We start from the raw sequence: 13,171 nt of genomic DNA, 5'->3' as shown, positions 1-13,171 counted from the left end.
CCTCAGGCGCTGGCGCGCCAGCTCCCCCAAGGGGACGCCTGAAGCGCCGTCCGGGGGAAATTGCAAAAGGATAACACCGCTATGCTAGTAACCATCAGACCTGCCCCCCGCGGCATCGGGGGCGTGATCGCCGCGCCGCCCAGCAAAAGCATGGCGCACCGCGCCGTGCTGTGCGCCGCGCTGGCCGTGGGACGCTCCCATATCACCCATCTGGAATTCAGCAAGGACATCTCTGCCACCCTGTCCGCTGCCGCACAGCTGTGCGCCGCCGTGGACACCGGCGCGGACGATGCTACTGTGCAGGGGCTGGGGCATTTTCTGCCCCTGACCGCCCCGGTGGACTGCTGCGAAAGCGGCAGCACCCTGCGATTTTTGATCCCCATCGCCAGCCTGACCGGCCAGCCGGTCACCTTTACCGGACGCGGACGGCTGATGGAGCGCCCGCAATCCGTATACGAAACGTTATATTGTGAGCAGAATCTACGGTTTGAGCAGTCCTCCGCCGGGCTGACCGTGGAGGGCGCACTGACCCCCGGGAACTACCGGCTGGCGGGCAACGTGTCCAGCCAGTTCATCAGCGGGCTGCTGTTCGCGCTGCCGCTGCTGCCCGGGGACAGCCAGCTGCACCTTATCCCCCCCGTGGAGAGCCGCAGCTACATCGACATGACCCGCGCCGTACAGGCCGCCTTTGGGGTGCACAGCCGCTGGCTGGACGAAACCACCCTGCTGCTGCCCGGCGGGCAGCAGTACCACCCCTGCGACTACAACGTGGAGGGCGATTACAGTCAGGCCGCTTTCCCGGCGGTGCTGGGTGCGGTATGCGGCGGGGTGACCATCACCGGCCTTGCGCCGGACACCCTGCAGGGCGATGCTGCCATTCTGGACATCCTGCGCCGGTGCGGCGCGGTGTTCACCCGCAAAGGCGACAGCGTCACCTTTGCAAAAGCTCCCTTGCATGGGGTGGACATCGACCTTGCGGACTGCCCCGACCTTGGCCCCGTGCTGATGGTGCTGGGACTGCTGTGCAAGGGCACCACCGTCATCCGCAACGCCCAGCGGCTGCGCCTGAAAGAGAGCGACCGCATCGCGGCTATGGAGGCCGAGCTGCGCGCCTGCGGCGGTGTACTGGAAAGCGACGGCGGCACCATCACGGTGCACGGCTGTGCGGAGCGTCTGCACGCCCCCGCCGCGCCCCTGCACGGCCACAACGACCACCGGGTTGTCATGAGCCTTGCGGTGCTGGCTGCCGCCGCCGGGCTGCCCCTGACCTTGGACGATGCCGAAGCCATCCAGAAGAGCTGGCCCGGCTTTTTTGCAGATGCAGCGCCGCTTGGCGTGGAGGTAGAAGATGCTTGATAAAACAAAACGTTATCTCGTAGTGGGTCTGGGTCTGCTGGGCGGCAAGTACGCGCTGGAGCTGACCCGCGCCGGCTTCCATGTGGACGGCATCAACCGCAGCGAGGGACACTTGCAGTACGCGCTGGAGCACGGCTATATCGCCGGCGGCAAGACCCACGATTTTGAGGACCTTGTCCGGCAGGCCGACCATATCATCTTTGGCCTGTACCCCACCGCGCTGCTGGACTGGTTCCGTACCTACGGTTCCCTGCTCAAGCCCGGGTGCATCTTTACGGATGTTTCCGGCGTCAAGACCGGCCTTGTGGAGCCGGTGCAGGCGCTGTGCCCGGCGGGGGTGGAGTTCATTGCCAGCCACCCCATGGCAGGCCGCGAGACCTCCAGCGTGGAGCACGCTGCCGAGGTGAATTTTGCCCCGGCAAACTTCATCATCACCCCCACCGAGAAAAACACCCCTGCGGGCATCCAGTGGGCTAGGGAGCTTGCCCAGGTGCTGGGCTTCAAGCACATCTGCACCCTGACCGTGCAGGAGCACGACCGGATGATCGGCTATGTCAGCCAGCTGTGCCACGCCATTGCCGTAAGCCTGATGTGCGCCAACGACAACTCCTCGCTGTGCGAATACACCGGCGACTCCTTCCGCGACCTGACCCGCATTGCACGCATCAACGACAAAATGTGGGCAGAACTGTTTTTGTGGAACAAGCAGAACCTGATCAGCGAGATCGACCAGTTCGATTCTGCCCTGCAGGAGATGCGCGCCGCCCTTGTAGCGGACGACCGGGACAAGCTGGAACAGATGTTCCGCCTTTCCACCCAGCGCCGCGCCGCCTTTGACAAAAAGCTGCCGGAATAAACCGTGACGGAGGTATTGCCCCATGCCCAAGCAGGAAGGACAGAAATCCAAGCTGGTAACGCTGCTGCGCATCCTTGAGCAGCGCACCGACGAGAACCACCGCCTGAACGTGCCCCAGCTGGTGCAGCTGCTGGAAAATCAGGGCATTCTGGCCGAGCGCAAGAGCATTTACAGCGACATTGACACCCTGCGCAGTCTGGGCTACGACATCCAGCTGCAACGGGGGCGCGGCGGCGGGTACTGGATGGCCAGCCGTGCATTCGAGCTTTCGGAGCTGAAGCTGCTGGTGGATGCGGTACAGTCCAGCAGTGTCATCTCGGCGCGCACCAGCAAGCGCATCATCCACAAGCTGGAAGCCCTCTGCTCCGACTACGAGGGCACCCAATTGCAGCGTCAGGTCTATGTGGACGGCCGTCCCAAGACCGACAGCCAGACCCTTTTGTACAGCATCGACGCCCTGCACACTGCCATCAACCGGGGGTGTCTGGTGCAGTTCCGCTACAAGGGCAGCAGCGCCGTGCGCACTGTAAGCCCGTGGCAGCTGGCGTGGGAAAACGGCTGCTATTACCTGATCGCCTATCAGGACGAAAAAGCACCCCCGGTGCGCCACTACCGGGTGGACCGGATGGCCGGGGTGCTGGTGCTGGACGAGCCGCGCCGGGGCAAGGAGTTCTTCCGCACTTTCGACCTGCCCGCCTATCTGCGCAAGCACTTCAATATGTTCGGCGGCACCGAGTACCGGGTCACCCTGCGGTGCGCTTCCGACCTTGAGCCGGTCATGCGGGAGCGCTTTGGCCGCGAACCGGTGTTCTGCCCGGAGGAGGATGGCTACTTCCACTTTGACGTACCCATCTGTGTCAGCCAGCAGTTTTTCGGCTGGGTGTGCGGCTTTGGCGGCAAGGTAGAGGTCACCGCCCCCGCTGCCGTCCGCACCCAGCTGCACGAGATGGTGCAGAGCCTTGCGGAGCAGCATGAATAAATAAAAAGGGTTTCGGAAACGCCTGCGGGCGTTTCCGGAACCCTTTTTCATAATAATTTTTCCTTATTCCTCAAATTCCAGATCGCTGGGCTGGATGAGGTCAAGGGGTGCGGCGGGCTCGGCGATAAGGCGGCGGCTCTGGTTGAAGATGGCCTTTTCCAGCGTGTTGCGCGCCAGACGGCCGTTGCCGGCGGTGCGGCTGTCCAGCGCCTGACGGCGCTTATAGTAGCCCAGCAGCGGGAAGGTGCAGCCCTCGGCAAGGCGGTAGCCCTTGCCCTTTGCCAGCACGGCGGTGATGTCCAGCAGCTCGTCTGCGGTGTAGTCCGGGAATTCGATCTTGTTGGGGAAGCGGCTGGCAAGGCCGCTGTTGGCGGTGAGGAATACCTCCATCTCCTTGGTGTAGCCCGCAAGGATGACCACCAGCTCGTCCCGGTGATCCTCCATGCCCTTTACAAGGGTGTCAATGGCTTCCAGCCCAAAGCTGTCCTGCTGGCCGCGGTACAGGCTGTACGCCTCGTCAATGAACAGCACACCGCCCAGTGCGCTCTCGATGACGCTGTTGGTCAGCGGGGCAGTGTGGCCGGTGTAGCGCCCCACTAAGTCGGCGCGGGTCACCTCCACCAGCTGCCCGCCTTTGAGCGCACCGATGGCCTTGAGGTACTTTGCCACCAGCCGGGCAATGGTGGTCTTGCCGGTGCCGGGGTTGCCGGTAAAGATCATGTGCATGGACAGGCTTGCGGTCTTGAAGCCCGCCGCTGCGCGGCGCTGCTGCACCTGTAAATTGTCTGCCAGACCGAACACATACTCCTTGACCGGGGCAAGCCCCACCAGCGCATCCAGCTCGGCGCGGATCTGCTCCACTGCGCCGGTGTAGGCCGCCGGAAGCAGGCTGAACAGGTCTGCCGGGGCGGCACCGTTCAGCGCAAATTGCAGCCCTTCGGGCGCGGCGGTCAGCGCCACCGTGCCGGACAGTTTTGCATCGGTCTGTAAGCAATACTCGCTCAGGGCGCGGAAAATGCGCTCGCAGCAGTCTGCCAGCCCCTCTGCGCCCTTTTCCTTGGAGCACTGCGCCGCCACATAGTCCCGCACCTCTGCCCCGGCGGTGAGGGTCAGGCCCAGACGGCTGTGCACCCGCTGTGCCAGCGCGTTCAACTGCTGCGCCGCCAGCGCCGCCAGTGCTTCCGGGGTAAAGGGGGCGGTCTGGCACACATCCCCTACCGCCGCCACAAAGGACGCGCCAAACTTATCTGCCAGCGCCTCCCGTCCCTTGCGGGAGAAGAAGATCAGGTACTTGCCGCAGGGGTCGATGCGGCTCACTGCGCCGGGCGCAAGCGCTGTACCGGCTTCCACCAGAATGCCCTCTTTGTTCACCAGATACCGGCTGGACAAGGGCGCGCTGCCCTTGACCGCAAGGTCGGAGAGGATGCGCAAAAAGCCGGGGTGGCAGCTCTCGTAATGCTCAAACACCACGATCTCGCCCGGGGCGTGCAGGGCGGCGTATAGGTCCTGCAAAAACAGCTTTTCCGCGCCGGGGTCGGGGTAGAGCGTCAAGTCCATCACCGCCATCCGGTCGCTCAGCAAAAGCCCCCGCGCCGCCATGATGCGGGCGGTCTCGGCCAGTGCAAAGTGCCGTCCCGTGCCCGGTGCACCCCACAGCAGGATCACATTGCGGGCGGCTGCGCCCTCGGTGCCCAGCACAAAGGGACGGCGCATGGCCCGCACCACGCTGTCCACAAAGGCGTCCTGACCGAGGACGGTCTTTTTCACCTCGGCGGCAAGGCCTTCAAAGCTGCCCAGCTGCTCCGGCTTTGTGTCTGCCGTGCCCTTGGCCAGCAGGCCGTCCGCTTCCATGTCCCGCAGCATCCGGCGGCTGTCCTCCAGTGCCGTCTGCACCCCGGCATCCTGCGCTTTCAGCCGGGCGTTCTGCTGCTTCAGTAATTCGTCCAGCTGCTTTTGCTGTTCCAGCAGCGCCGCGTTCAGGTCCGGCAGGCCGCTGCCCGCCGGTTTTTCGGGCTGCGGCTTTTCCGGCTGCGGCTGCGCGCCGCCGAACTTCAGTTTGCCGCCCGCGCCGAACACGCCGTTCATCAAGCTTTCCCAATCATCGGTGTATGCCATGGTGCTGCCCCCTCCATCGGTGTTTTTCTTCCAGTATAGTGAACTGCGCGGCATTTTGCAAGCACAAAAAAGCTCCCCCTTTCGGGGGAGCTGATATCCGCGCCTATGCGGGGATCATGCTGTTTTCTCAGCCCTTGCAGCCCTGCTCTTCCCAGTCGCCGAAATCGTTGGCATCGGCGATCTTGGTGGCGTCGATCTTGCCGTTTTCGTCCCTGGGGGCAACGGCGGGGCCGGCCTCCACGGGGTTAGCGTTCGGGGCTTCGGGGTCGTACACCGGGCGCTCTTCGGCGGTCTCCGGCTGGGTCTGGGGTGCGTTCTCAGCAGGGGCGGGTGCTTCCGGTGCGGCTTCCTCGGCAGCTTCTGCGGCGGCATCGGCAGCCTTTGCTTCTTCCTTGGCCTCGGCCTCTTCGTAGGCTTCGGCGGTCTTTTCGGCCTCCTCGGCGTCCTTTTCAGCTTCCTCCGGGAACTCGACCTCCTCCACATGGAGCGGGTCTTTCTGGTTCAGGATCTTGTCCAGCACCACGATGGCAGCGCCGGTGACGACCACGGCAGCAGCCGTGCCAAGAATACGGAACAGAGTTTTCATACCAGAACCTCCTTATTATAAAAAAACGTTAAGAGAACGTTACGACCTCTTCCAAAGGCTTTTCGGCAGGCTCTACCGACACGGCGGTCAGCACCGGGCCTTTGCACCGGTAGATGTTGTGGAACTTGTAGCCCACCTTTGCGGTCACCCGCACCCATGCGCGCTGTTCCAGCGCCTTGTAGCCATCGTAGCTGCAGGGGAAGCCCACGAACTGGATATCCTGCACGCAGCAGGTCATAGCAAAGCGGCCGGGCACAAAGCTGTTTTTGCCGGCGCGGTTGGTCTGGCAGACCTGTGCCAGAAAGCGCACCGTCTTGCCGGTGTACTTCTGGGGCTCGTCCTGACAGTCCATGTACCAGATGCCGAAATCGTCATCCGGGATGTCGATGGGGTCGGCGTTGATATCAAAGGGCAGCGGGTCGGGGATATCGTCGTAGGCTACGCTGCCGTCCTTGAACTCGTAGGCGATATCGCACTTGCGGGAGGCCTGCCGCACCAGCTTGTGCAGCTCCTGCCGGGCGTCATCGTTGTTCACGGCTTCGGCGCGGTTGAACACGATCAGCTCACTGCGGGCGATCTTGTCCAGCATCAGGCTGCGCATGGAGTTGTCGCGGGCGTAGGTCAGGGCGGTGGTGCCGTCGGCGGTGGCGATGCACTGGTACACCAGCCAGTTCTCGGGCAGGGCATCCGCTAAATCCTGCAGCAGCCACATGCCGTTGTACTCGATGACCACGCGGCCTGCGTCTGCTTCCTTGCCCAGCTTTGCAAGGTTCTGGGGGTTCAGCTCGGACTTATCCTCCAGCACCTTCACGGTCACGCCGGGAAAGGCGAACTTCTTCTCGTTGTACTCCTCTTCGCCCTCCTCGCAGATCAGCAGCAGGGTCTTGTCGCCGGAGTCGAAATTGGGGTCTTCAAAGGTCTCCTGAATAAACTTGGTCTTGCCGCTTTCCAGAAAGCCCACAAACAGGTAGACCGGGATCTCTTTTGCCATAAAATGGTTGCTCCTTCTCTCAATGATTTCTGCCGGAAGGGGTTCTCAGCAGCCGAACAGCTGGGCGATGGCGGTCTCGTTCAGCTTGGAGCCGATGACCACCAGCTTGCCGCCCACGTCTGCGCTGCGGCTGCGCACTTCCCACTCGCCGGGCACATAGTCGAACTCCAGCCAGCCGTCTGCGCCGCCGTCCACGATGCCCTTGCTGCGCAGGATCATGCCGTAATTGCCGGTATCCAGCTCGGTGAGGGCGTGCTCCACCTCGGCCTTGGTGAACTTGCGGGCCGTCTCCACGCCCCAGCTGGTGAACACTTCATCGGCGTGGTGGTCGTGATGATGATGACCGCAGCAGCAATGACCGTCATGGTCATGGTGATGCTCGTGCTCCTCGTGATCATGATCGTGGTCATGCTCGTCATGGTCATGGTGATGATGCTCGTGCTCGTCATCATCTTCATCATGATCGTGGTGGTGACCGCAGCAGCAATGGTCATCATGATCGTGCTCATCGTGGTCGTGGTGATGATGCTCGTGCTCATCCTCGTCATCATCATCGTCATGGTCGTGATGATGGCCGCAGCTGCACACACCGTTCTCATCGTCGTGATGATGGTGATGCTCGTGCTCTTCTTCGTCGTCCTCGTGGGCGTGCTCTTCGTTGGCCTTTGCAGCCATGGCGATCAGCTCGGCCTTGAAGTCGTCCTTGGTGGACATGGCCTTCAGGATCTGCTCACCGGTCAGGTGATCCCATGCGGTGGTCACGATAGTGGCAGTGGGGTTCTTTTCCCGCAGCATTGCCACGGCAGCGGCGATCTTTTCCTCGCTGGCGGTCTGGGTGCGGCTGAGCAGGATGCAGCTTGCGTGGCTGATCTGGTCATCGTAGAACTCGCCGAAGTTCTTCATATACATCTTGACCTTGTTCACATCGGCCACGGTGACAAAGCTGTTCAACTGCACGTCCAGATGCTCCGCCACGCCCTCCACGGCGCGGGTCACATCGCTCAGCTTGCCAACGCCGGACGGCTCGATGACGATGCGGTCGGGGTGGTACTGTTCCACCACCTGCTGCAGAGCGGTGCGGAAATCGCCCACCAGAGAGCAGCAGATGCAGCCTGCGTTCAGCTCGTTGATCTGGATGCCGCTTTCCTTCAGGAAGCCGCCGTCAATGCCGATCTCGCCGAACTCGTTCTCGATCAGCACCACCTGCTGGCCTGCAAAGGCCTCGGTGATCAGCTTTTTGATCAGAGTGGTTTTGCCGGCGCCAAGGAAGCCGGAGAAGATATCGATTTTAGTCATGTTCCAAATGCCTCTTTCTTTTTATCGCAATATTCGCAATTGTTAGCGCAAAGGGCCGCAGAGTGCTGACCCATAAAAATACTACACCTCTATTATAACAAGGCTGTCAATGGGAAACCGGCTTTTTTCAAGAAAAAATTGTAACTTTTTTTGCAAATTGACGGCGTTTTGGGGCGTGGACGAACTCCCTCAGTCAAAACCTGACGGTTTTGCCAGCTCCCTCTGGGAGGGAGCCTCTGGCGCACCCGCAAACTTTGCGCTTTAGCCGGAAAGCTCCTGCTTGCCGCAAGCGTGCAGGGACGCTCCGCTGGGCCAGAGGCAGGGAGGGGTGTTCCGACTCCCCCCTCCCTACCTCTGGACTCCACCCACCCCGCAACGGGTCAAGGGCTGCACGCCCTTAACAATCCTAAAGAAGAAGTCGAAGCACAAAAAAGCTAGCGCTGCGCCAGTCGGCGCTATCGCTTTAACGCTTTTTTCGCTTCTCCATTTATAGCCCCTCAGTCGCTGCGCGACAGCTCCCCCCGGGGGAGCGAGCGCGTAGGAAAAGCTTCTCACTTCTCCTAACGCTTAAGTGCTGAACCTTACGGCTTGGCTCCCCCTTCGGGGGAGCTGGCGCGGGAGCGCCTGAGAGGGTTCGCTCCCTCCCCGAGGGAGCTGGCAAAGCCGTCAGGTTTTGACCGAGAGAGTTCAGGCGCCTCCTTGGGGGAGCTGCCGAACGGAGCGAGACTGGAGGGGTCACAAAAAAGGAAAATCCCCCGCAGTTTTCACGAAACTACGAGGGATTTTCTTGGCGGAGTAGGAGGGATTTGAACCCTCGCGCCGTTGTTTAGACGACCTACGCCCTTAGCAGGGGCGCCTCTTCGGCCTCTTGAGTACTACTCCAGAGCAAAGTGCATTACACTTATTCAATAAAAAATGGCGGAGAGAGTGGGATTCGAACCCACGGTACGTTGCCGTACGGCAGTTTTCAAGACTGCTTCCTTAAACCACTCGGACATCTCTCCTTGTGGACACTCGCGTTACGCCGTGTCGAATGCCTACTTACTTTACCAGATTTACGCCGTTCTGTCAAGCCCTTATGCAAATTTTTTCTTTTTTCTGTACGGCAGCTGTACAACGGACGCATTTATCACAACCTTTATTCGAAGTTTTTTTGGAATTTCTCTTTACAGAAACACCTTTTTGTTGTATAATAAAACCAACATAAACCACCCATCGGGAAAAGGAGCATCATCATGTCGTTTTCAGAGCTATTGAAGCAGTGCCGCAAAAAGCAGGGCGTCAGCCAAGCGGAGCTTGCCTCCAGACTGGGGGTCACACAGCAGGCTGTCGGCAAGTGGGAAAGCGGCAAGTCCTCCCCCGACCCCTCCACCGTGGCCCGCATTGCGGAGCTGTTGAACACCACGGCGGACTATCTGCTGGGGTTGTACCGCCCGGTCAGCAATGTTTCTGCCCCCGAGGAGCGCTTTTTCGGCAGCTATACCGAGAGCCTGATCCCGGTCATCGGCACGGTAAAGGCCGGTTACGGCGCACTGGCCTTTGAGGAGGACTACGGGCAGGAGTACGCCCGGGTGAAAGACCCCGCCAACTATTTTTATCTGGTGGTGCGCGGTGACAGCATGGAGCCCCGCATTCAGGACGGCGACCTTGCGCTGGTGCACAAGCAGGACACGCTGGAAAACGGCGACTTGGGCGTGCTGATCTACGGCGACGAGGGCGAGGGCACCCTGAAGCGCTATATCCAGCGCGGCAACTGCGTGGTGCTGCAGCCCTTCAACCCTGCCTATCATGAAATGGTCATCAAGGGCGAGGACCTGAACCACCTGCACATTGCAGGCCGCGTGGTAGAGACCAAGGCCAAGTGGTAAGCGGAACCCTCTCAGTCATCGCTACGCGATGACTGAGAGGGTTCGCGGCCAGACGCCCCCTGTTTTTCATAAAGCCATCTGCTGTTTTGCGCATGGCTTTATTTTTTGACCCTTTTTCCCGGTTTTATCCCCTTTGGAGGTGTTTTTTGCATGGAACAGACCCTGATGGACAAGCTGACCATTCTGGCCGACAGCGCCAAATATGACGTTGCCTGCACCTCCAGTGGGGCGTCCCGCACCGCGCGCCCGGGCACGATGGGCAGCTGCTACGCGCCGGGCTGCTGCCACGCCTTTACCGCCGATGGCCGCTGCGTCAGCCTGCTCAAGGTGCTGATGACCAACTGCTGCTCCTTCGACTGCGGCTACTGCGTCAACCGCCGCTCCAACGATATCCCCCGCGCCACCTTTGCGCCCCGGGAGCTGGCAGAGCTGACCATGGAGTTCTACCGCCGCAACTACATCGAGGGGCTGTTTTTGTCCAGCGCGGTGCTGGGCACCCCGGACTACACCACCGAGCGGATGCTGGCGGTGCTGCGGCTGCTGCGGGGCGAATACCGCTTTGGGGGCTACATCCACGCCAAGGCTATTCCGGGCACAAGCCCGGAGCTTTTGCAGCAGCTGGGGTATCTGGCCGACCGTCTGAGCGTGAACGTGGAATTGCCCAGCGAGCGCAGCCTGAACCTGCTGGCCCCGGACAAGGGGCGGCACTCCATCTTTCGCCCCATGAAGCAGATCGCGGTGTCCGGCGCTGCCAGCCGGGAGGAGCTTACCCTCTACCGCCACGCGCCCAAATTCGCCCCCGCCGGGCAGAGCACCCAGATGATCGTAGGTGCTTCGCCGGAGACGGACTACCACATCTTAAAACTGACCGAGGGGATGTACCAGAAATACGGGCTGAAGCGGGTGTTCTACTCCGCCTACATTCCGGTAGCCGAGGACACCCGCCTGCCCGCATTGGACACAAAGCCGCCCCTTCTGCGGGAGCACCGGCTGTATCAGGCAGACTGGCTGCTGCGGTTCTACCAGTTCGAGGCGGACGAGATTTTAGATAAAGACAACCCCAACTTCAACCCCTATCTGGACCCCAAATGCAACTGGGCGGTGCAGCACTACGGGCTGTTCCCGGTGGACGTGAACCGCGCCCCCTTCGAGATGCTGCTGCGGGTGCCGGGCATCGGCCCCAAAAGCGCCCGGCGCATCTGGCGCGCCCGCAAACAGGCGGCGCTGGGGCTGGACGAGCTCAAGCGCATGGGTGTGGTGCTTAAGCGGGCGCAGTACTTCATCACCTGCCGGGGCTTTTCCGGGTCGCACCCGGGGCGCGGCAGTGCCGGGCGGGAGCTCATTACCCGGGCGCTCATCGACCCCAACGTATTCAGCGGCAGCTGCGAGCAGCTGAGCCTGTTCAGCCCGCCTGCCGTGGACAACCTCATCGGGCAGGGCGTGCCGCCCCGGGCGGCTGTCCGCATGGTACGGGAGGAGGCAGTGCAATGTCTTGCCAAGGCGCTGTAAGCCCCAAGGGGGCGCGCAAGCTGCACGATGCCGACGTGGTCTACCTGTACGACGGCAGCTTTGAGGGCTTTCTGTGCTGCGTATACGAAAGCTTTGCCCAGCACGAACTTCCCTTTGCGGTGTGGACGCCCCAGCGGGAGACTGCCACCCTCTACCCGGTCAAGGACATTGCCACCGACCCCGCCGTTGCCCGGCGGGTGTTCGCCAGCTTTGGCAAAAAGCTGGGCGCAGAGACCGAGTACCTCGTCAGCCGGGATTTTCTCTCCGGGCAGGAGGACAAGGAGCTGCTGTTGCTCCGCTTTCTGCATCTGGCCTTTGCGCTGGGCCCGGGCACGGTCAAGCGGGAGGGGCACCCGGTGGTCGCGCCCCTCTACGCCATGAAAAAAAGTCTGGACTGGGAGGTAGACAAGTTTCAGGGCTTTGTGCGTTTCGAGGAGCACGATGGCATGCTGGGCGCGGTCATCCACCCCAAAAATTATATCCTCCCCCTGCTGCGCCCGCACTTCTGCGGACGCTTTCCGGAGGAGGATTTCATGATCTATGATGCCGTCCATCAGGCGGTGCTGCTGCACGAGGGGCGCAGCACCCGGCTGCTGGAGTTGGCAGCGCCCTTGGAGCTGCCGCCGCCCAGTGCGCGGGAGCAGCAGTTTCAGGCGCTGTGGACGCAGTTCTACAAAACGCTGGAGATCAAAGCGCGCCACAACGAAAAAGGCCGCATGACCCATTGCCCCAAGCGCTTCTGGGCGGATATGGTGGAGATGCAGGGGGAGTTGTAATTATTTTTTGTGGCACGATTCTAGCACAAAAGCCCGGTTGCGTCCACCAACCAGAGCGCAAACTCCGGTTGCGGCGCGTATTTTTAGCCTATTGGGGCAGATAATTCACAAAAACGTTGCATCTGCATCGTTGCAACGGGCAAAACCTATGGTATACTATAAGGGATATCCGGGCAGTCATTTCTGCCACCAACACCCCCGCTGCGGGGTCAACACAAAAGGAGTATTGTAGCGTTATGGTTCGCATTACTATGGAAGACGGCGGCATCATCGACATCGAGCTGAACGAGGAAGTTGCCCCCATCACCTGTGAGAATTTCAAAAAGCTGGTCAAAGAAGGCTTTTACAACGGCCTGACCTTCCACCGTGTCATCCCCGGTTTTATGATCCAGGGCGGCTGCCCGCTGGGCACCGGCACCGGCGGCCCGGGCTGGAACATCAAGGGTGAGTTTGCCGCTAACGGCGTCAACAACCCCCTCAAGCACACCCGCGGTGTGATCAGCATGGCCCGCAGCATGAACCCCAACAGCGCAGGCAGCCAGTTCTTCATCATGCACAAGGATGCACCTCATCTGGACGGCCAGTACGCCGCCTTTGGCAAGGTGGTTGCCGGCATGGACGTTGTGGATAAGATCGCTTCTGTCCGCACCGACTGGAACGACAAGCCCACCACCCCGGTCAAGATGAAGACCGTGGAGCTCATCGAGGGCTAATTTTAAATGCAAAATAGCGGAACACCCTGCGGGTGTTCCGCTATTTTTTTGCTAAAAACGATTTGAAATGGCCGCCGCGTGCGCTTTGGCCATGCTCCAAGGAATTTGATTTTTATTTCAGTGCCC

11 protein-coding genes and 2 tRNA genes are annotated in these 13,171 nt (G+C 61.1%); 7 read left to right on the top strand and 6 right to left on the bottom strand.

What is annotated here, in order from left to right; translation table 11 throughout:
* Positions 1-81 precede the first annotated feature (81 nt).
* The 3 genes from aroA to WMO44_RS11930 are packed head-to-tail and all read left to right on the top strand — an operon-like array spanning position 82 to position 3,191.
* Positions 82-1,356, top strand: a complete 1,275-nt coding sequence (aroA, locus tag WMO44_RS11940) for a 3-phosphoshikimate 1-carboxyvinyltransferase (protein WP_349152723.1) — start codon at positions 82-84, stop codon at positions 1,354-1,356.
* Positions 1,349-2,212, top strand: coding sequence for a prephenate dehydrogenase (locus tag WMO44_RS11935; protein ID WP_349152722.1), 864 nt, complete (start codon positions 1,349-1,351; stop codon positions 2,210-2,212). The genes aroA and WMO44_RS11935 overlap by 8 nt, the downstream gene beginning before the upstream one ends.
* 22 nt (positions 2,213-2,234) lie before the next feature.
* Entirely contained in the window at positions 2,235-3,191 is a 957-nt protein-coding gene (locus WMO44_RS11930) for a helix-turn-helix transcriptional regulator (RefSeq protein WP_349152721.1), read from the top strand.
* A 63-nt stretch (positions 3,192-3,254) separates the two neighbouring features.
* On the opposite strand, the gene WMO44_RS11925 is transcribed toward WMO44_RS11930, so the two are convergent.
* From WMO44_RS11925 to WMO44_RS11900, 6 genes are all read right to left on the bottom strand, one after another.
* Positions 3,255-5,306, bottom strand: coding sequence for an AAA family ATPase (locus WMO44_RS11925; protein ID WP_349152720.1), 2,052 nt, complete (start codon positions 5,304-5,306; stop codon positions 3,255-3,257).
* A 127-nt stretch (positions 5,307-5,433) separates the two neighbouring features.
* A complete protein-coding gene (locus tag WMO44_RS11920) occupies positions 5,434-5,892 on the bottom strand; it encodes a hypothetical protein (RefSeq protein WP_349152719.1) in 459 nt (152 codons plus the stop codon).
* A 28-nt stretch (positions 5,893-5,920) separates the two neighbouring features.
* Positions 5,921-6,883 (bottom strand): TIGR03943 family putative permease subunit, encoded by a 963-nt coding sequence (locus WMO44_RS11915; protein ID WP_349152718.1) that lies wholly within the window; start codon positions 6,881-6,883, stop codon positions 5,921-5,923.
* A gap of 45 nt (positions 6,884-6,928) precedes the next feature.
* Positions 6,929-8,179: a CobW family GTP-binding protein gene (locus tag WMO44_RS11910; RefSeq protein WP_349152717.1), complete on the bottom strand. Its 1,251-nt coding sequence runs from the start codon at positions 8,177-8,179 to the stop codon at positions 6,929-6,931.
* A 788-nt stretch (positions 8,180-8,967) separates the two neighbouring features.
* A tRNA-Ser gene (locus WMO44_RS11905) sits at positions 8,968-9,061 on the bottom strand.
* A gap of 34 nt (positions 9,062-9,095) precedes the next feature.
* Positions 9,096-9,183 (bottom strand) — tRNA-Ser (locus tag WMO44_RS11900).
* A gap of 231 nt (positions 9,184-9,414) precedes the next feature.
* Here WMO44_RS11900 and WMO44_RS11895 point away from each other — a divergent pair.
* The 4 genes from WMO44_RS11895 to WMO44_RS11880 all read left to right on the top strand — a co-directional run bounded on the left by WMO44_RS11895 (position 9,415) and on the right by WMO44_RS11880 (position 13,045).
* On the top strand, positions 9,415-10,047 hold the full coding sequence (locus tag WMO44_RS11895) for a LexA family protein (RefSeq protein WP_097779075.1): 633 nt from the start codon (positions 9,415-9,417) through the stop codon (positions 10,045-10,047).
* 150 nt (positions 10,048-10,197) lie between these two features.
* Positions 10,198-11,556 (top strand): putative DNA modification/repair radical SAM protein, encoded by a 1,359-nt coding sequence (locus WMO44_RS11890; protein ID WP_349152716.1) that lies wholly within the window; start codon positions 10,198-10,200, stop codon positions 11,554-11,556.
* Positions 11,535-12,332 (top strand): TIGR03915 family putative DNA repair protein, encoded by a 798-nt coding sequence (locus tag WMO44_RS11885; protein ID WP_349152715.1) that lies wholly within the window; start codon positions 11,535-11,537, stop codon positions 12,330-12,332. The genes WMO44_RS11890 and WMO44_RS11885 overlap by 22 nt, the downstream gene beginning before the upstream one ends.
* 236 nt (positions 12,333-12,568) lie before the next feature.
* Positions 12,569-13,045: a peptidylprolyl isomerase gene (locus tag WMO44_RS11880; protein ID WP_316545795.1), complete on the top strand. Its 477-nt coding sequence runs from the start codon at positions 12,569-12,571 to the stop codon at positions 13,043-13,045.
* Positions 13,046-13,171: the final 126 nt, after the last annotated feature.

Origin of the sequence: Faecalibacterium tardum (assembly GCF_040096515.1) — a bacterium.
Taxonomy (GTDB): domain Bacteria; phylum Bacillota; class Clostridia; order Oscillospirales; family Ruminococcaceae; genus Faecalibacterium; species Faecalibacterium tardum.
Note: the sequence above shows the minus strand (reverse complement) of the source record. Positions and strands in the feature narration are given on the sequence as shown.